Origin of the sequence: Halalkalibacter nanhaiisediminis (assembly GCF_007830185.1) — a bacterium.
Classification (GTDB): Bacteria; Bacillota; Bacilli; order Bacillales; family Bacillaceae_D; genus Halalkalibacter; species Halalkalibacter nanhaiisediminis.
Genome location: NZ_VLKZ01000009.1, coordinates 96,670 through 115,847 on the forward strand (window position 1 = coordinate 96,670; position 19,178 = coordinate 115,847).

The 19,178-nt window shown below is 39.7% G+C and carries 17 protein-coding genes; 4 read left to right on the forward strand and 13 right to left on the reverse strand.

Annotated elements, in window-relative coordinates:
* The first annotated feature begins 17 nt into the window (after positions 1-17).
* A complete protein-coding gene (adh, locus tag IQ10_RS14970) occupies positions 18-1,538 on the forward strand; it encodes an aldehyde dehydrogenase (RefSeq protein ID WP_144451306.1) in 1,521 nt (506 codons plus the stop codon).
* A 19-nt stretch (positions 1,539-1,557) separates the two neighbouring features.
* Positions 1,558-1,914, forward strand: coding sequence for a DUF779 domain-containing protein (locus IQ10_RS14975; RefSeq protein ID WP_144451307.1), 357 nt, complete (start codon positions 1,558-1,560; stop codon positions 1,912-1,914).
* Between the two features lie 43 nt (positions 1,915-1,957).
* On the opposite strand, the gene IQ10_RS14980 is transcribed toward IQ10_RS14975, so the two are convergent.
* The gene (locus tag IQ10_RS14980; protein ID WP_144451308.1) at positions 1,958-2,521 is read right to left on the reverse strand and encodes a C40 family peptidase; all 564 of its coding nucleotides are present in this window, start codon (positions 2,519-2,521) and stop codon (positions 1,958-1,960) included.
* A gap of 165 nt (positions 2,522-2,686) precedes the next feature.
* Here IQ10_RS14980 and IQ10_RS14985 point away from each other — a divergent pair, with 165 nt between their 5' ends.
* Positions 2,687-3,541 carry a phosphatidate cytidylyltransferase gene (locus IQ10_RS14985; RefSeq protein WP_437177695.1) on the forward strand — a complete coding sequence of 285 codons (855 nt, stop codon included), beginning with the start codon at positions 2,687-2,689 and terminating at the stop codon, positions 3,539-3,541.
* A 38-nt stretch (positions 3,542-3,579) separates the two neighbouring features.
* Here the strand turns inward: IQ10_RS14985 and IQ10_RS14990 are convergent, their stop codons facing one another.
* Complete coding sequence (locus IQ10_RS14990) at positions 3,580-5,397, reverse strand: ABC transporter ATP-binding protein (RefSeq protein ID WP_144451310.1); 1,818 nt, start codon at positions 5,395-5,397, stop codon at positions 3,580-3,582.
* On the reverse strand, positions 5,363-7,120 hold the full coding sequence (locus IQ10_RS14995; protein ID WP_144451311.1) for an ABC transporter ATP-binding protein: 1,758 nt from the start codon (positions 7,118-7,120) through the stop codon (positions 5,363-5,365). Before IQ10_RS14995 ends, IQ10_RS14990 begins: the two co-directional genes overlap by 35 nt.
* 316 nt (positions 7,121-7,436) lie before the next feature.
* Between IQ10_RS14995 and IQ10_RS15000 the strand changes: the two genes are divergently transcribed.
* Complete coding sequence (locus IQ10_RS15000) at positions 7,437-8,651, forward strand: MFS transporter (RefSeq protein WP_144451312.1); 1,215 nt, start codon at positions 7,437-7,439, stop codon at positions 8,649-8,651.
* Between the two features lie 124 nt (positions 8,652-8,775).
* Here the strand turns inward: IQ10_RS15000 and IQ10_RS15005 are convergent, their stop codons facing one another.
* The 10 genes from IQ10_RS15005 to IQ10_RS15045 form a co-directional block, all read right to left on the reverse strand.
* Positions 8,776-9,948, reverse strand: a complete 1,173-nt coding sequence (locus IQ10_RS15005; protein WP_144451313.1) for an amidase — start codon at positions 9,946-9,948, stop codon at positions 8,776-8,778.
* Positions 9,949-9,978: 30 nt separating this feature from the next.
* Entirely contained in the window at positions 9,979-11,238 is a 1,260-nt protein-coding gene (locus tag IQ10_RS15010) for a pyridoxal-phosphate-dependent aminotransferase family protein (RefSeq protein WP_144451314.1), read from the reverse strand.
* Between the two features lie 26 nt (positions 11,239-11,264).
* On the reverse strand, positions 11,265-12,500 hold the full coding sequence (locus IQ10_RS15015; protein ID WP_144451315.1) for a Zn-dependent hydrolase: 1,236 nt from the start codon (positions 12,498-12,500) through the stop codon (positions 11,265-11,267).
* Between the two features lie 94 nt (positions 12,501-12,594).
* Positions 12,595-13,665, reverse strand: a complete 1,071-nt coding sequence (locus IQ10_RS15020; RefSeq protein WP_144451316.1) for an ABC transporter substrate-binding protein — start codon at positions 13,663-13,665, stop codon at positions 12,595-12,597.
* A 28-nt stretch (positions 13,666-13,693) separates the two neighbouring features.
* On the reverse strand, positions 13,694-14,551 hold the full coding sequence (locus IQ10_RS15025) for an ABC transporter permease (RefSeq protein ID WP_144451349.1): 858 nt from the start codon (positions 14,549-14,551) through the stop codon (positions 13,694-13,696).
* Between the two features lie 6 nt (positions 14,552-14,557).
* Entirely contained in the window at positions 14,558-15,349 is a 792-nt protein-coding gene (locus IQ10_RS15030) for an ABC transporter ATP-binding protein (RefSeq protein WP_144451317.1), read from the reverse strand.
* Between the two features lie 25 nt (positions 15,350-15,374).
* Positions 15,375-15,737, reverse strand: coding sequence for a hydroxyisourate hydrolase (gene uraH / locus IQ10_RS15035; protein WP_144451318.1), 363 nt, complete (start codon positions 15,735-15,737; stop codon positions 15,375-15,377).
* Positions 15,734-16,723, reverse strand: coding sequence for a factor-independent urate hydroxylase (gene pucL / locus IQ10_RS15040; protein ID WP_242009853.1), 990 nt, complete (start codon positions 16,721-16,723; stop codon positions 15,734-15,736). The genes uraH and pucL overlap by 4 nt, the downstream gene beginning before the upstream one ends.
* A gap of 21 nt (positions 16,724-16,744) precedes the next feature.
* Positions 16,745-17,239: a 2-oxo-4-hydroxy-4-carboxy-5-ureidoimidazoline decarboxylase gene (gene uraD, locus IQ10_RS18460; RefSeq protein WP_242009854.1), complete on the reverse strand. Its 495-nt coding sequence runs from the start codon at positions 17,237-17,239 to the stop codon at positions 16,745-16,747.
* 502 nt (positions 17,240-17,741) lie between these two features.
* Positions 17,742-19,166 carry an 8-oxoguanine deaminase gene (locus tag IQ10_RS15045; protein ID WP_144451319.1) on the reverse strand — a complete coding sequence of 475 codons (1,425 nt, stop codon included), beginning with the start codon at positions 19,164-19,166 and terminating at the stop codon, positions 17,742-17,744.
* Positions 19,167-19,178 lie beyond the last annotated feature (12 nt).

Sequence of the window (19,178 nt, forward strand, 5' to 3'; positions counted from 1 at the left end):
TCTTGGGAGGGGTTCAAATGGTATACAGTCGTCCAAATTCCGAAGGTTCTCTCGTCAATTTCAAAAAGCGTTATGACAACTACATTAATGGAGAATGGGTTGCACCAGTCAAAGGACAATACTTTGACAACATTACACCTGTAACTGGTGAAGTTTTTTGTGAAGTTGCTCGTTCAACTGCTGAGGATATTGAGCTTGCTCTTGATGCTGCTCATGCAGCAAAAGATGCTTGGGGACGTACATCTCCTACTGAAAGAGCAAACATTCTAAATAAAATTGCTGATCGTCTAGAAGAAAATTTAGAAATGCTTGCTGTTGCTGAGACATGGGAAAACGGGAAAGCTGTCAGAGAAACGTTAAATGCTGATATTCCACTTGCTGTTGATCACTTCCGTTATTTCGCTGGTGCGATTCGCAGTGAAGAAGGATCTCTCAGTCAAATTGATGAAAACACTGTTGCCTATCATTTCAATGAGCCACTTGGAGTCGTCGGACAAATCATCCCTTGGAATTTCCCTATTTTAATGGGTGTATGGAAATTAGCTCCTGCACTTGCTGCTGGTAACTGCGTTGTGTTAAAACCAGCTGAACAAACACCTGTCTCGATCTTTGTTTTATTAGAATTAATTGAAGACCTTCTGCCAAAAGGAGTCGTAAACATTGTAAATGGATTCGGTCTTGAAGCTGGTAAACCACTTGCTTCTAGTAGCCGTATTAATAAAGTAGCCTTTACTGGTGAAACTACAACAGGTCGTTTGATTATGCAATATGCATCTGAAAACATCATTCCTGTTACACTTGAACTTGGTGGAAAATCACCAAATATCTTCTTTGCCGATGTTATGGACAAAGATGATGCATTCTTTAATAAAGCTGTAGAAGGCTTTGTCATGTTTGCCCTCAATCAAGGAGAAGTGTGTACATGCCCATCGCGTGCTCTGATCCAAGAATCGATTTACGATAAATTTATGGAGCGTGCACTTGAGCGTGTTAAAGCCATTAAAACAGGAAACCCATTAGATCCAAACTCGATGATGGGTGCTCAAGCATCTCAAGAGCAAATGGAAAAAATCCTTTCATACTTAGATATCGGTAAGCAGGAAGGCGCTGAGTGCTTAACAGGTGGAGAACGTAACAACTTAGGTGGCGACCTTGATAATGGTTATTACATTCAACCAACTGTCTTTAAAGGAACAAATGACATGCGTATTTTCCAAGAAGAAATTTTTGGTCCAGTCGTATCTGTCACAACGTTTAAAGATGCAGAGGAAGCTCTTTCCATTGCCAATGATACGCTATACGGACTAGGTGCAGGTGTTTGGACACGTGATACCAATACTGCATATCGGTTCGGTCGCAGCATTCAAGCTGGTCGTGTATGGACAAATTGCTACCACGCTTATCCTGCACATGCTGCATTTGGCGGCTACAAGAAGTCTGGTATCGGTCGTGAAAACCATAAGATGATGCTAAGCCACTATCAACAAACAAAGAACCTTCTTGTCAGCTATAGTGAAGATGCCCTAGGTTTCTTTTAGAAATCAGGAGGTGTAAAAAATGGTCGAACGCGTCACCGTAACGGAAGCAGCTCTTCAATTAATTGAAAAGCTCAAAACAATTCACGGTCCGCTTATGTTCCATCAATCAGGGGGATGCTGCGATGGCAGCTCCCCGATGTGTTATCCAGAAGGGGAATTACGAATTGGGAATAGTGACGTTCTTCTGGGCGAAATTGGTGATACTCCTTTCTACATGTCAGCTGATCAATATAATTACTGGAAACACACGCAATTGATCATCGATGTTGTAGAGGGGCGAGGGGGAATGTTCTCCTTAGAAGGACCTGAAGGGAAACGTTTCTTAACACGCTCTAGAGTTTTCACACCAGAAGAACGGCAAGAATTAGGTATTTAATAAAAAAAGGATCTTTCTCTTTTCTGGAGACAGATCCTTTTTCTTATATCTCTTGCTCTAGCTTTTGTTTCACTGGTTCATAATCAAATAGTTTACCTTCATACACAATCGTAAGTTTATCATTTTTCCTGAAATCATCTGGCGTTACTAACGCCGGCAGCTTATCCCATAGACGAATTCCAGCACGATGCACGACTTCTGATACAAATTGCGAGCAAAAATAAGAAGAAGTAAGTTCAACGGGTTCATTGAGTGATACCCCAACTAATCCTATTAAATTGTACATGAACCTTCGCTGATTTTTCTTAAATACCTCGATCACACGCTCTAACTTTTGTCGTTCACGATTGCTGATTTCGAGGGCATATATCGCACATGTCGTTTCAGGGTAGCGACGGTACGTTCCATGTAAAATATCTTCTTTCACAAAGCCCCCATTGAGCGGATTTCGCGGATTTTTTCTTCCAAAACTATATAATTCGTTTAATTCTTTATCAAATGCAAGAGAAACATGATTATACGGAGCTCTCGTATATGTTTTAATTGATTTTGTAAAAAGTGTTCCTGTGTCTGTCAGCAAAATATACACATAATCTTTTGATTCCATCGTAATCCTCTTTATTAATCTGACATCATTCTATATGATTATATCATCTTACTCATTTTTCTATCATATTTTTTCATATTATTCGATTAGCATTGGAGGAGTTCCATGGAAGCAACCTTTATCACTCAGCTTATCATCGCCATTGGTTTATCGATTTTCAGTCTCATGTTCTTCTTAATGAAAAGACTGTATCCACAAAAGCAGTTCCCAGAATTAGTTCCTCGATTAAAAACATGGTGGGGAATGTTTATTATTTTTAGTATCGCTGTATTTTTCGATCCGATTGTTTCATTAATTTCGCTTGCTGTTCTTTGTTTCTTTTCGTTAAAAGAATTTTTCTCCATGATGAAAACGCGAAAAATCGATCGCCAGCTTTTCTTATGGGTCTATCTCTCCATCCCTATTCAATTTTATTGGATTTACACGGATTGGTATGGGATGTTTATTATTTTTATTCCAATCTATGTGTTTTTGTTTATGCCTTTACCAAGAATTTTCTCAAAAAGTACAATCGGTTTCTTACGCTCGCTTGGTTCGATCCAATGGGGTCTCATGCTCATGGTATTTGGCTTGAGTCATTTAGCCTACTATCAAGTAGCTAGTCCTGAATACGGAGCCAATCTTGTGCTTTTTCTTGTCTTGCTTACACAAGTGAGTGATCTTATTCAATATCTAGTATCAAAGACATTTGGAAAAAGAAAAGTCATTCCGACATCTAATCCTTTAATTACGTGGGAAGGGCTATTTTTATCTGTTATCGCAACAACGACAATTGCCTACTTTCTCTATCCTTACTTAACACCTTTAACGTTAACATTCGGACTGATCTCAGGTGTCTTAATAAGCGTAACAGGATTCTTTGGTAGTTTAACGGTGTCTGTTTTGAAGCGAGATTTGCTTATCGGTGAAAGACCTGCAGCAGAAATAAAAAGCGAAAGCTATTTAAGCAGAATTGACAGCTTAACGTACACAGCCCCAATTTTCTTCCATACGATTCGGTACTTTTTTGATTTTATGTAGAACAAAGCCCCTTTTTAATAGAAGAAAGGGGCTTTGTGTTATTCTCCATAATGCATGCCATAGTAAAATCCTTTTTTCGTTAATAACTCCTCATGTGAGCCTTTCTCAATCACTTTCCCATCCTGCAACACTAAGATTTGATCGGCCTGCTGAATCGTGTTCAATCGGTGAGCAATCACAAAGCTCGTTCTCCCCTTCATTAGCGTATGAAGGGCCTCTTGAATCTTCATTTCTGTCATTGTATCAATACTACTTGTCGCCTCATCTAAAATCAGAATAGATGGATTGGCTAAAATCACTCTAGCGATTGAGACAAGCTGCTTTTGACCTTGGCTGATCCCACTCCCATCTTGATCAAGAACAGTATCGAACCCGTTAGGTAACTTTTGAATAAACGAATATGCATTAGCTTGTTTAGCTGCTTCTTCAACCTCATCATCTGTGGCATCAAGTTTTCCGTAGCGGATATTTTCACGAATCGTCATTTGAAAAAGAACCGTGTCTTGCAGAACAAATCCCATATGCTGACGCAGGCTTTCACGTTTTATTTGTGTCATATCTTGCCCATCTACTAAAATCTGACCTGACTTTGGATCATAAAACCTAGAAAGCAAATTGATAATCGTCGTCTTCCCTGCACCCGTAGGACCGACAAGAGCGACTATCTCTCCAGCAGATACATCAAAACTTACATTACGGATCGTGTTCGCATTCTTTTCGTACGAAAAAGAAACTTGTTTAAAAACAACATTTCCTTTCATTGTTTGAAGAGCTTGTGCGCCTTCCTTATCCTGCTCTACTGGTTCATCAATCACAGCAAACACTCGCTCTGCCCCTGCCACAGCTGACAAAAGCGTGTTAAATTGATTGGCTAAATCATTTAATGGCCGTGTAAACTGGCGTGCGTATTCCGCAAAGATCACAATCACTCCAATCGTTATCGCATCCTGTAATACGAGCACTCCACCGATTAAAGCAATGATCGCAAAACTAAGATTGTTCAACATGTTCATCAGTTTAGGAATAAAGCCCGAGTATGTTTGGGCCCAAAAGCTAGCCCCTTTTAGCTGCTCATTTTTCTCCATGAACGCTGAAATGACACGTTCCTCTTGAGAAAAGGTTTTAACGATCTTTTGCCCCGAAATCGTTTCCTCAATAAATCCGTTAATATCTCCTAAGTGCTGTTGCTGATTTTTAAAAAAGACACTCGTTCGCCTTGTTATCCACTTCATCCCAAAAACCATCAACGGCACAATCGTCAGTGTAATCACAGTTAAAAGTGGACTCAACCATATCATCACTGAAATAATCCCGACAAATGTCAGAATGCTAGATAAGATTTGAATGACGGAACTATTTAACGTTGAGCTGACATTTTCAATATCACTCGTTACCCTACTCATTAACTCACCGTGCTGACGTTTGTCAAAATAAGAGATCGGCAGCTTTTGTAAGTGTAAAAACAATTGACTACGCATTGTAAAGACTGTTTGTTGTGCGATCCCAACCATCCAAAAATTTTGTAGCCAGCTTGCTCCTGATTGAAACAGATAGACAAAGGCTAAAGCAATCAATAAAAAGAGCAAATTGTTACGATTACTTGTCACAAGAAAGTCATCAATCGTTATTCCAATTAAAAATGGGCCTACTAAGCTTAATCCTGAGCTTAAGACAATCATTAAGATAACAAATGTTAGCTGCTTTTTATACACACCCAAATAGGACCAAATTCGTTTTAGCGTCCCTACCCAATTCTTTACACGTTGCTTCTTCTTTACCAGCCCGTTATTCCCTTCAAGTGGCTGATCAAAAGCAATACGCTTATAGCGAAAAGGTTCCATTAATAACTTTAGCATGTTGAATGTCCCCCTTCGCAAATTGAGATTGATAGAGCTGCTGATAAAGTGGCGATTCACTTAGTAATTGACCATGAGAGCCTTGTGCAACAACTTTTCCTTCTTCTAATAAAAGGATCGAATCTGCCTTCATTGCCGTACTTAGCTTCTGTGTAATCAAAAGTGTCGTGCACAAATATGTACCGAGTGCCTTTAACAATCTCGCCTCCGTTTGCACATCAAGCGCACTTGTACTATCATCTAACATTAATATTTTCGGTTTACGAATAAGAGCGCGTGCAATAGATAGACGCTGCTTTTGACCACCAGATAAATTAACACCCTTTTGTCCAATTTTCGTATCATATTGGTGTGGCAGTTTCATGATCGCATCATGAATTTGAGCATCCTTTGCGGCTTCCATAATGTCAGTAAGTGTCGCATCTGTTTTTCCCCATGCAATATTCTCTTTTACTGTGCCAGAAAAAAGCATAATCTCCTGAGGTACATAACCAATTTGCTGACGTAAATACTCTATCTTCATCTCTTTGCTATCTACATTATCTATAAAAATCGTACCCTCGCTAACATCATAAAGACGAGGAATTAAATGAAATAAAGACGACTTACCAGACCCAGTTGAACCAAGAATAGCCAATGTTTGACCTGGCTTTACTGTAAAAGAACACCTATCTAAAACTTTTTCGTCAGATTTGGGATAATAAAATGATACCTCTTCAAATTCGATTTTGCCTTCCTTTATTGGTCTACCTTGATTTGATTTTTTTAGATTGGTACGGTCCACTTCCGTATTTAATACATCCGTAATGCGCTCTGCAGAAGCTCGTGCCCGTGAAAAAATGATAATGATCATCGTAAAGATCGTTAATGCAGAAGTAATTCTCATTCCATAGTTCACAATCGCTACAACCTCACCAATTTGTGCATTGCCCGTATTCACATTCATGCTACCGAACCAAAGAACACCAATAATGGCTACATTCATAAGCAACAATAAAGCAGGCATTGTGATTTCCATTACCCGTAACGCTTTAACGGTGCTATCCATTAATGCCTCATTTCGTTTTAAGAAGCGCTTACCTTCATGCTTTCTTCTCACAAAAACTTTGATTAGTCTCATTGCCCCTAAGTTTTCTCGAATTGCATGATTAACTTCATCAAGTCTAGCTTGTACTTGCCGAAAAAGAGTCGATCCTTTTCGCATCATCCATACTAAAAAAATGATAATAATCGGAATCGTAACAACAAGAACCATCGCAAGCTGAATATTAACAACAAAAGCCATCACCACTCCACCAATGACAAGCAACGGAGCTCTCAGCATGATGCGTAAACTCATAAAGATCGTCGTTTGAATTTGATTCACATCATTGGTCATTCTTGTGATCAATGAAGAAGTTTGAAATCGTTGTAAATGACGAAACGAAAAGGATTGTACTTTCTGATATAAACTGCTCCGAATATCAAAGCCAGTACTTTGGCTGACATGAGCTGCATAAAAGGAATTAACAACCCCAGATACAAAGGCAAGAAACGACATCCCAAGCATAATACCGCCCCATCTCAACACAACAGATAGATCCTCTTGCATAATGCCATCATCAATCATTTTTGCCAGCATTAACGGATGAAATAATTCCACCATCAATTCAACAAGCATTAGCAACAACGCAATCACCATCGGGAAGCGATATGGTTTTAAAAATGAAAAAATGTTTGACATACTTTATCCTCCAAAAGTTGTTTCATCATCCTTTATTTAAATAAGTTGTGATTATTTCTTCGATCAACGAAAGAAGTTGGCTTTTTTTATATATTAGCTTATTATTGCGCTTTCTACTATTACAAATTGTCAGAAATAAATCTAATATTCCAATAGATGGTTTGAACGTAATGATCTTTAAAACAATTAAAAATGTCTTTTTATTGACTTTTCCTTTATAATGATGAAATGATTCTAAAAATTGTCATAATTAAACACGAATGACATTCCAAGTTCGACATCGATAGCAATCTAACTAGATAAAGGAATGGTTACTATGATTGAGCTACGAACAAAAGAGTTTTGGAAAACAACCATTGCCCTTAGCATTGGTTCGCTGTTAATCTTTGCTAATGTCTATTTCACGCAACCTATTCTGCCTGTCTTATCTCAAGAATTTAATGTGTCATCCTTAGCTGCTAACATGACTGTTTCTTTTGTTATTTTAGCGCTTGGCTTATCTTTATTTTTCTATGGTCCATTCTCTGATAGTGTTGGTCGGCGCGGAATTATGATTATCACGATGGCACTAGCCACTGTGACGACTTTTTTAGCAGCCTTTGCTCCAACCTTTGAATCTTTAATTGTGATTCGAGTATTACAGGGGGTTTTTCTAGCAGGACTTCCTTCTCTTGCAGTAGCCTATATTGGCGAAGAGTACTCCGCGAAAGCTCTCTCTCTTGCGATCGGGATTTATATTAGTGGGAACACGATTGGTGGTATGTTTGGGAGAGCCTTTAGCGGAATCTTGACGGATCTCGTGAGCTGGCGCTTTGCTTTTATCGCCATGGGATGTGTGAGTCTTATATGCTTATTTATTTTTATCTGGCTGCTTCAACCTTCAAAAAATTTTGTTCAAAAGAAATTTAATTGGCGAGGGACACTAACGGATTATCGCGCACATCTTTCAAACAAAGAATTAAGATTAGCCTATCTGGTTGGCGGTTTACATTTTATGATTTTTGTCGGTCATTTTAGTTACATAACCTTCCTTCTTAGCAGTCCACCTTATTTGCTACCGCCTAGTATCATCGGACTGTTGTTTCTAACGTATATTGCAGGAACCATTAGCTCTCCTTTATCAGGTAAGTTAGCAGCTAGATGGCCAAAAGCGGTTTGTATTGAGGTTGGTATTGCCATTATGGTTGTCGGCTTTCTCCTCACGTTGCAGGGCAGTGTGATCGCCATTATAACTGGATTATTACTTAATTGTTTTGGATTCTTTTTTGCCCACTCAACAGCTAGTTCTTGGGTAAGCAGTCGAGCAAAATCTGCTAAAGCAAGTGCTGCAGGCTTGTACTTAATTTTCTATTATATTGGAGGCAGCCTTGGACCTTTATATTTAGAACCATTTTGGAACCTTCTAAATTGGCAAGGAATTGTGTTAGGTAGTATGTTCATCCTCATCTTAACAACCTTCCTTGGTTTGAAAATGAAAAAAATTGAAACACAGCACCTATCAGAACCATTAAAGCAAGCGAAGAATTTTTAACATTAAAAAAGCAGGCCATCTCATGTGCCTGCTTTATATCATTTAACAATCCTTCTTAATCACCGTCATTGAGTTAGCGTTTTTCTGAAACTCATATGTAACGTGAACCTCTTCTAATAACTCCTTATTTCTCCCACAAATCACAATGCTGATCCATCCACCTTAGTAACCGAAGATCCTGCTTTGGTCCTGCAATCACAGATAGTCCAATTGGGACACCTTCTACATCAGCTACTGGTATCGTGACTTGCGGGAGCCCTGCCAACCCTGCAATAGAAGAGAGCTGGATCGTTTCGGATCTTCGTTTCTCAATCTCTTCGCCACTCATATTAACAAGAGGGGCTTTCCCAGGTACAGTGGGAATAATCAGTAACCCATCATCACCGAGCAGCTTTTCTAAGCGGTTTTGGATACGTTCTTTTAGCTGTTGTTCTGTTGCACTCTCATCTTCTTTTAAGGTGCTTGCCCATTCGAATCGTGCTGCAATGTCTGGGCCAAAATGGGGCTTAACCGTTTCAATCCATTCACCATGAGATTTCCATACTTCAATTCCCTGTAACGTTCTAAATGCATTCATCCATGTGACTAGCCCTTCGTCTGCAATCTCGATCGATTCCCTTTGAGTAAAACAATTTTCAATCGTTGTAAGAACAGGAGAGAGCGCCTGTTTGCTCTCTTCATCCGCTAATGCCCACGCATCCTTATCAACCATCACTCGTGTAAATGCTTGAGCCGATGATTCTTCTTGAAGTAAAACCTCACCAACCTTAAGCAATGTCTTCGTATCACAAGTCATCCAACCAACCGTATCAAAGCTAGGTGCTAACGGAATGACCCCTTCAATCGAAAGAAAATTATGTGTCGGTCGAAAGCCGTACAGCCCGCAATAAGCTGCTGGGATTCGCACGGAGCCTGCTGTATCTGTTCCGAGGGCAAAATCAACTAGTTTAGCTGCAACAGCGACAGCCGAACCACTTGAAGAACCGCCAGGAATACGCTGATGATCCTTTGGATTAACAGGTGTACCGTAATGAATATTTTCTCCATTTAAACTATACATGAGCTCATCGGTAATTGTTGTGCCTACTAATGTTGCACCATTTTCTAATAAACGCTGCACAACAGGCGCATGACTTTTTGCAGGTGAATGCGTACGCAACCAATCTGGATTTCCAGCACTAGCCGTTATTCCTTTTACATCCAACACATCCTTAACCGCAAACCTAAGTCCTGACAGGCTTTCTTTTGCAAATGGTTCCACATTCAGCTCTTCAACAAAGGCATTATAATCCTTCATATCATCCCTCCATAACCATTCATACATTAATTAGCCATCATTTGCTTTTGATATTCTTTCTTTTTGTTGATATACATCTAACGCCGCTTGAACGCCTTCACCGACATTTACTTTCACATCATGTCTTGTTAATACTGCTTCTAATGCCCCAAGAGTTAATAGGATATTTCTTTGTTGGCAGCTATAGCCCATCGTCCCAATTCTCCAAATCTTGCCGTGGAGCGGACCAAATGAGCTAGCGATCTCAATACCGAAATCATCTAGTAACATTTTCCGAACAGAATCACCGTTCACTCCATCTGGTATCGTCACACAAGTAACGGTAGGAAGTTTATTTTCTGAATGACCAAATAATTCAAGGCCCATCGCTTCAATTCCTGCAACTAATGCTCGTTCATTTACACGATGACGTTTAAACCTCGCTTCCAATCCTTCTTCTAATATGAGGCGCAACCCCTCATACAGTCCATAAAGCATAGATGTCGCTTCTGTATGATGATTGAGACGTGCTGGACTCCAGTAATCTTGTAATTGACTTAAATCAAAGTAATTACTACGAATACGTCTTTCAAAATTGCTTGATAACAGCTGCTCTTTCGTTGCCAGACCTTTCTCAATTGACTTTCGTTGCAAAAGAATATCTTCTATTCTTTCATTATAAGTAAGAGGAGCCATTCCCGCAGGCACAGATAGGCATTTTTGCGTTCCCGTTATTAAACCGTCAATCATCCATTCATCTGTGTTCACTTCAGTCCCACCGACCGTTGCGACTGCATCAACAAGCAATAAAACGTCCATTTCTCGGCAAGCATAGCCAATTTCCTTTAATGGCTGTATTCGGCCCGTCGATGTATCACCATGAACTATCGCCACCACTTTTGGTTTTACTCTTTTCATTTCATTGATCACATCATCAGGGTCAAATACATCTCCCCATTCACAGGTCATCACTTGAACATCGGCCCCACAACGCTCAGCAATTTCTGTTAGCAAGCCCCCGAATCGACCAAAGGAGGGAACAAGTACGATATCTCCTTCTTCAATTACACTACAAAGCATCGCCTCAATTCCTGCTCGTGATGTGCCGTCGATCGGAAAAGTCCAATGATTAGTTGTTTGCAGCACCAGTCTAAGCAGCTTCATTGTTTCATTCATTAAAGAAGTAAAGCTTGGATCAAATTGACCTAGAATTGAATTTGACATCGCCTGTCGTACACGAGGATCGACCTCAACTGGTCCAGGTGTCATAATCGTACGGACTGGAACATGGAATGGTGTTGAATGATGCATCTTGCAATCCCCCAATCTTGCTTGAATTATTCTGCTAACCTCATTAATGTATTTAATAAAACTTGCGTGCCAATCATACAATCTTCATAATCTGACCATTCCTTTGGATTATGGCTAATTCCCTCTTTAGAGCGAACAAAGATCATGCCCATTTTCGTCAGCTTCGCCATGATCAAGGAATCATGTCCAGCTCCGCACTGTAATCTCATCGTTGGCACATCAAGCTCTTTACACGATTCCTCAATTACCTCAATTACCTCTACTTGGCAAGAAGTCGGATCGACAGCTTTTTTCATATCCATCTCAGCATGGACGTCCCTTTTCTGGCAAATTCGATTGATAGCTTCATAGACTTCATTCATCATTTTTGTTCGACTTTCTTTATTAATATGTCTAAGATCAACGGAAAAAGCAGCAAGACCTGGGATAATATTGACTCCACCTGGCTCTATGTTTACTTTCCCTACTGTTCCGACGCCATCATACATCTTGGCAATCTTCTCAATGTCTAGCATGAGCTCCGCCATCGCAAGGGCAGCATCCTTTCTCATATACATAGGAGTGGCACCAGCATGATCGGCATGTCCTTTTACAACCACATCTAACCATATCGGCCCCTGAATATCAGTCACAATTCCAACAGGCAGCTGATGTTCTTCAAGAACCTTCCCTTGCTCAATATGCAGCTCAACATAGGCTTTTAATTCTTCTCGTTCTCTCTTTGCTTGTTTGTATAAGCGAGGATCTAATTGTGCTTGAAGAAAAGCTTCTGCGTAAGTCATCCCATTTGCATCCGTTAATAAAAATGTCGCTTCATCTAGCTCTCCTGCCATTGCTTTACTGCCGATATAACCTGTGCCAAAACGAGTTCCTTCTTCATCTGTAAAGGAGACAACCTCGATGGAATGCTTCAGCTGAAAACCCGACTCTTTAATCGAACGCACGGCTTCAATTGCCCCAAGAACACCCAGAGCCCCGTCAAAAATCCCTCCTTGAAAAACCGTATCAATATGTGAACCCGTTAAGACAATTGGAGCTTGTTTTACTGTTCCCTCTAGCTTTCCGATAATATTACCAACTGCATCAATACGAACCTTAAGCCCTGCCTCTTTCATTAAATTGATTACATATTGTCTCGCTTTCAAATCCTCTACACTAAGCGAAAGTCTTGTCGTCCCTTCTTCTAGCAAAGCCCCAATCTCACCTAATTCCAAAAGAGTATTCCATAATCGTTGTTGGTTGATTTGACATGTAATAACCAAAAATCCAACTCCCCTCCACCAAACGTATTTTAGTAAATAAGGTCAACCAAGAGCTTGGCTGACCCCCATTCATTTCATGTAAACGTCCATTTCTCTAATGAGAAGGCAAAAATTCGGTTGTGAATATCTCATTGGCATCAAACGTTTCTTCTAGCAACCCTAATTCATGTAATTGATCGATCAGTGTTGTCCAACGTTCTTCTGACATATAACCAAAACCGTGCTCCTCTGCATCACCACCATAAACAAATTCCATTTGTGCCTCCGTTTCAAAGGCAAGACTCTCTAAAGCGAGATTTGGGTTCGTCTCATGAATCACTTCATTTATTTCATCAGGCGCATCTTTATAATAGTTCCACCCTTCAACAAATGAAGTCACAAACTTTCTCACTGTCTCCGCGTTTTCTTCCACGTAATCTTTAGTCGCAAATAAAACAACATTGTAAGGATCAAATCCTGATTCTGATACTAAAAACGTTTCCGTCTTCACTCCTTCTTTTTCCAAGAAAAAAGGCTCTGACGTTACAAAAGCTTGACTGACAGATTCTGGATCATCAATGAAATTAACGTGCTGCCCTGTATAACCTTGAACACTCACATCACTTAAATCATACTTACTACTTAAGTAATCCCAATATGGAATACCTGGCTGAATAAAGGCTGTTCTTCCGTTCATATCTTCAAACTCATTAATGACAACACCCTCATGCGTCATCAATGCGGCTGGACTATTTTGCATAGCAGCGGCTAATGTAACTAGCTCAATCCCTTGATTTCTAGCAATGACGATTTGATCTGCATGAGCCAAACCAAATTGCGCATTACCTGAAGCTATAATTTGAATTGCTGATACTTGAGGTCCTCCTGGCTCTATTTCTACTTCCAAGCCATTTTCAGCAAAAATTTCTTGTTCATCTGCGGCATAAACACCACCATGCTGACTTTTTGGAAACCAATTAAGTACAAGTTTTACAGCTTCCAACGAATCCGTTGTTACATCCTCTTCAACCTCCGTTTCATCAGCCGACTCAGCATTACCTTCTTCTGTTCCATCAACGGGTTCTTGTCCACCGCATGCCGCAAGTACTAGAAGCATGATGAGAGCAAAAAATAAAGCAATTAACTTGGTTACTTTAAGAGACTGAACATTAAGACTTTTAATCATTGATAGACCCCTCTCTTTTTCAACCTGGTTATTTATCTACTTTCATTGCCGACTCATGCCACGATCCGAGTAAATACTTGGAAAGTAAGCTAACTAGCAAATAAAATCCGATTCCTAAAATTGCTGCTGCAATCCCGCATGCAAATAAAAAGGATGTGTTTACTTGAATCGCCGCTACTGTAATCGCATAACCAAGTCCACCTTTTCCTCCACCAACACCAGCGACATATTCTCCGACAATCGCACCAACAATTGATAATGTACAAGACACTTTTAATCCCGCCATCATATAAGGCAATGCCGCTGGAATACGTAACTTCCACATTTTTTGCCATTTTGATGCATTGTATAAGGTGAACAATTCGTCCATGTTTTTATCGACAGAATTAAGACCCATTAACGTATTTGAAATCACAGGGAAGAATCCAATTAAAAAGGAAATCACAATAATCGAATTAAAACCTGACCCAAACCAAATCACAACAATTGGCGCAATCGCGACAACAGGTATCGTTTGTAAAATGATTGCATATGGATAAATACTCCGCTCCAATATTTTAGAACTAGCTAGAAGAACTGAGACAGAGATACCAATGATCGCACTTAAAAAGAATCCGATCACTGACTCTAGCACTGTGATTCTTACTGCTTCCCAAAGAATATTCCAACTGTTTATGGTCGCATTCCACACATCAGTCGGTTTCGGAAAAATGTAATGAGGCATTCCAAGTAACAAAGGAAGTAGTTGCCATACTGAAAGAAAGAGGATGAATGCAATCAACGGACCTAAGTATACATGTTGAAAGTGACTCCATCTCGTTTGACGTGATTTCGAACGAGCAATCGCTTTTATAGCTACTTTTTTTGATACATCAGCGGAAGGCATCGCCACCTATACCAACTCCTTTCGCTCGGAACTTTTTTCAAGTTCTTCAGAGGTAAACTCGACCATACTACCAAACTCTCTACTCGTAAGACTACTCGTCTCTCTTGGATAAGGGAGATTCACATCAATAACAGACGATAGTCTTCCTGGTCTAGCTGACATAACCGCTATTTTGGAAGATAAAAAGACGGCTTCAAACACATTATGTGTGACAAACAAAATCGTCGTTTTCTCTTTTTTCCAAATGTCTAATAGCTCTAATTGCAAGCCTTGCCTTGTCATTTCGTCAAGTGCTGCAAAAGGTTCATCCATTAATAATAGTTTCGGTTTTGCCGCTAATGCACGTGCAATTGAGACACGCATTTTCATCCCGCCTGATAACTCACGAGGATACGCTTTTAAATAGTCTTTCAACCCCACCATTTCTAAAACTCGCATGGCTTCTTCTTTCCGTTTGCGTTTACTAATTCCTCGTAATTCCAGCGGGAGCATGACATTATCTAAAACCGAACGCCAAGGAAGAAGATTTGAATCTTGAAAAACAAATGCAATATCATTTGTTTCACTTATCATCTCTTTTGGCGATTTCTGATAGACCTTTAATTCTCCTTTTGTCGGTTCCCCAAGCCCTGCGATCATCCTTAATGCTGTCGACTTCCCACAGCCTGAAGGCCCTAGAAAGCTGATAAACTCTCCTTCTTTTATCGTTAAATTAAAGTTACTCAAGGCAACGGTTCCGTTGTTATAAATTTTATGAACCTGTCGAAATGTAACAATCTCTTGCTCTGACCTGACCAAGTGAATCTCCTCCTTTTAAAGTCTATTAGCTCCCTCGATAGGTACTATAACCACCAGGAGCTATGAGTAGCGGAACATGATAGTGATCATATTCACTCGCGATCCGAAAACGAATAGGAACAATATCTAAAAAAGAAGGAGGTTCTTGTTTACTACCATCCTGGTTAAAATACTCTTCAACATGAAACATTAATTGAAAAATACCTTTTTTCATGCTTTCTCCTTCAAGCAACGGTTCATCTAGTCTGCCATCTTCATTCGTTGTAGTTTGAGTGAGCTTTTCATATTCTCTAGTAAGCTTGTTGTATTCGAATAGTTCAATGATCACACCACTTGCAGGCTTACCAGTGCTTATATCTAGTACATGTGTCGTCAAACGCCCACTCATTTTTCCTCTTCCGCTTCTGCCAAAGCTAAGTCTTCTTTTGTCACAGAGAACCCCTGAAATCCGTACGGGGGACGTGGATCTGTGAACACTTTTCCATCAGCAGAATACGAGACTTCTTCAACAATCGTTTCCCACGTACGATTATTTGATACAAATGAAATTTCGGCTAATTGAGGGAACCTTTTTAACACTCGCAATCCGATTTTATAAATTAAGTTTTGGATCGACGGAGAATCTTCTTGATGAAACAACGTCTGAGCAATATGTGCAACTTGCTCTGCACATACATATTGATCAGGCTGATCACCTTTTGCATCATCTGTATCTTCATAGTGCCAATTAATGTCTAAATAAATAAACAACGGACGATCAAATGATTCAGGTAATGTTGTATACTCATCCTTGATGTAGCCGTAAAAAGAGCTTCCTTTCACCTTAATTAAGCGCAGCCCTTTGACACCACTCGTTTGCTCAATTACCTCGTATTGGTCATCTGCCGTTCTCTCTACCTGCACCGAAGCAGATGGCTGTTCCACTAATCCTTGACGAAAAACCAATTCACTTGGAGCAAATCCACTCTCTGTTGGGATCTCTACTTCATTAAAAGGAAACTGTTGTCCTGACATCGTCACTGCTTCAATATGCGGATACTTTTGCAAAAACTCCTTACTAACAAATTCTAAAAATCCTTCCATCGTCGCCCCTGTATAATCTCCTGCATGTCGGAGTATGAAGTTTTTCATCGAGTCTGTTGCGACAACTTGAGTGTTATCCCCTTCTGTAAAGGAAGATAAAAACGCATTCCCCTTGATTGCAACTTGAATATCCATTCCGAAAATAATATTGCTTCGTCCTCTAAAACTCGATTCAGGAATTTCCCGAATTCCTTTAAGAGGCTTGGCATATGTTCGGTAAACAAATACATCTGCTTTGCCGTAATACATTGTTCGTTTAGTCGCTACCTTTTGAACTGACTTTGTTTTCATAAAAAGCCCACCTTTACTTTTTTAATATTCAGATATTATAGTTTCTTCATCACGCACCGTATCCAAAAGCCTGAACTTAGCAATCTTACTTACCTCATTTAAAGCCGTTTGTAATTCAGCTTCATAGCTGTTTGCAATTCTTTTTTTCATACTTTGTTTAATCGAATGCTTATCTTGACCTCGGACAGCCATAATAAATGGGAAACTGAATGCCTGAACATACTCTTTATTCAAACGCGAAAATTCATTGAATTCTTCTTCAGATAATTGACTTAGCCCAGCTTGTAACTGTTCATTTGTAGATGTTTCTGATATTTCCATTCTCGTTCCTAAGTCAGGATGCGATCTCAGTAGCGCTAACTGTAGTGACGGATCTGCCGCATACATTTCCTCAATCATTTTCTGATACATTTGTTCCAAACTTGAAAAAGGATGATGCATCCATGCTTTTTTTGCAACCCATGGTGAATGCTCAAATACAGACCCAATTGAATCCACAAAATCTGTTTTACTCATTTTGTTGACTTCTTTCATCGAATACTCGATAGCCTCCACCTTCTTTCTAGAATTCTGGTACTCTACTTGCGTTCAGTTAGTATTGGTTATAGTCAAATCATACTCATTAACAGCTTTACGGTCATTGTGTAGCGTGACTAAAAATCATGAACGAAATTAGCTCATCTGACCAATACTAGAGGATTTCATCATGCTTTTTATGGTCTGATCTGACGTAGTCTAACTGAATGTATTGCAAGATCTAAGATTTTTAGAGAAATGAAGGAAAGAAAGATTGTGTTAGATTTATTCACTTTGTGTTTTCAACCAACTGATTTATGTTGCTCATATATCTTGACTCCTCTTTTTCATGACATCTTCAAGTTTTTCATTTCTTTATCTATTCTTATTTTGTAGCAAATAACCAAATAAAGGATACTATTCGTTATGAAAGCTAACAAAGAAAATCAACTTATACTTCTTAAATAAGAAAAAACACCGTTTAGTCGGTGTTTCTGTTCATTTATCTGCCAATCCACACAGCAGTTGCACGCATTTTTCTATAATCAATTTTCGTGTGCTTTGCTGCGATTTCGACCATTCGAAAAGCTGCCTCATTCGCTCGTCTAGCCAGTTGCTCTTCATTTGTATGAACTAAACGGCCATCTTGCACAACGACCTTCCCACCTACGATTGTCATATCCACTTGAGCTGTACCTGTCACGATTGGAAGTGTGGCATCATCGAAAAGGGCTCCAGCAAATTCTAAACGACTTGCATCAACCATAAACATGTCCGCTGCTTTACCCACTTCTAACGATCCAATTCCATCCTCCCAACCGAGAACCTTAGACGATCCCCTCGTTGCAATGTGCAAACAATCTTCTGCTCGTAACGCAGTAGGACCATGCTGAAGCTTATGTAATAAATTCATTATTTTTAACTCGAGCAGCATACTCGAAGCGTCATTTGAAGCAGAGCCATCCACCCCTAAGCCAACTTTCACTCCTGCTTTTAGCATCTCGATAATCGGAAATGTGCCAGAAGAGAGCTTCATATTGCTACTTGGACAATGTGCAACTCCACATCCACATGAACCCATTTTACTGATTTCATCTTTGTTAAACCAAATACCATGTGCATACCAAACATCATTGCCGATCCAACCCGTTTCTTCCATAAAGTCTAATGGACGAAGACCGAGCTTTTCCAGACAATAATCTTCTTCGTTTTTTGTTTCAGCCAAATGAGTATGCATGCGAACACGATAACTTCTAGCTAAGTGAGCAGATTCCCTTAATAAGTCCCTGCTAACTGAAAAGGGAGAACACGGAGCAACACCCACTTTTACCATCGCAAATTTACTTGGATCATGATAGGTTTCAATGAGTCTCCTTGTGTCACGAAGGATAGAGTCTTCCGTTTGGACAACTTCATCTGGCGGTAAGCCACCCTTTGATCTTCCTAAACTCATTGAACCACGTGTCGGAAAAAATCGTATACCTAACTCACTAGCAGCACGTATTTCTTCGTCTATTAATTGATCACTAACCCCATCTGGAAAAACATAAAAGTGATCTGAAGTCGTGGTACAACCACTCTTTAACAATTCTCCTATTCCGACCATTGCACTTAAGTAAACATCCTCTGGTCTTAAATGCCTCCAAATATCATAAAGCGTTAGCAACCAATCAAATAGCTCGACGTCTTGTGCAAATGGGATGTTTCTGGTAAAGGTTTGATACAAATGATGATGGGTATTAATGAGACCTGGATAGATGATTTTATTTCTCGCATCAATCACTCTTTCTGCCGTCTCATAAGGTAGGTCGACCCCCATCGCTTTTATTTCTTGCCCCTCAATATAAATGCTTCCGCTAGGTATCCGACTTCTTTTGTTATCCATTGTGATAATGTTTCTCGCATTTTTGATTAGTAGACTTTGCATTTTCTAAACAGT

Coding starts and splice junctions, on each gene's coding strand:
- IQ10_RS15010 (WP_144451314.1), bottom strand. CDS start 11,238: ATGCATCATTCAACACCATTCCATGTTCCAGTCCGTACGATTATGACA.
- IQ10_RS14995 (WP_144451311.1), bottom strand. CDS start 7,120: ATGTCAAACATTTTTTCATTTTTAAAACCATATCGCTTCCCGATGGTG.
- uraH (WP_144451318.1), bottom strand. CDS start 15,737: ATGAGTGGGCGTTTGACGACACATGTACTAGATATAAGCACTGGTAAG.
- IQ10_RS14990 (WP_144451310.1), bottom strand. CDS start 5,397: ATGCTAAAGTTATTAATGGAACCTTTTCGCTATAAGCGTATTGCTTTT.
- pucL (WP_242009853.1), bottom strand. CDS start 16,723: ATGAAAACAAAGTCAGTTCAAAAGGTAGCGACTAAACGAACAATGTAT.
- IQ10_RS15005 (WP_144451313.1), bottom strand. CDS start 9,948: ATGAAGGATTATAATGCCTTTGTTGAAGAGCTGAATGTGGAACCATTT.
- IQ10_RS15045 (WP_144451319.1), bottom strand. CDS start 19,166: ATGCAAAGTCTACTAATCAAAAATGCGAGAAACATTATCACAATGGAT.
- adh (WP_144451306.1), top strand. CDS start 18: ATGGTATACAGTCGTCCAAATTCCGAAGGTTCTCTCGTCAATTTCAAA.
- IQ10_RS15025 (WP_144451349.1), bottom strand. CDS start 14,551: ATGCCTTCCGCTGATGTATCAAAAAAAGTAGCTATAAAAGCGATTGCT.
- IQ10_RS15020 (WP_144451316.1), bottom strand. CDS start 13,665: ATGATTAAAAGTCTTAATGTTCAGTCTCTTAAAGTAACCAAGTTAATT.
- IQ10_RS15000 (WP_144451312.1), top strand. CDS start 7,437: ATGATTGAGCTACGAACAAAAGAGTTTTGGAAAACAACCATTGCCCTT.
- uraD (WP_242009854.1), bottom strand. CDS start 17,239: ATGAGTAAAACAGATTTTGTGGATTCAATTGGGTCTGTATTTGAGCAT.
- IQ10_RS14980 (WP_144451308.1), bottom strand. CDS start 2,521: ATGGAATCAAAAGATTATGTGTATATTTTGCTGACAGACACAGGAACA.
- IQ10_RS14975 (WP_144451307.1), top strand. CDS start 1,558: ATGGTCGAACGCGTCACCGTAACGGAAGCAGCTCTTCAATTAATTGAA.
- IQ10_RS14985 (WP_437177695.1), top strand. CDS start 2,687: ATGTTCTTCTTAATGAAAAGACTGTATCCACAAAAGCAGTTCCCAGAA.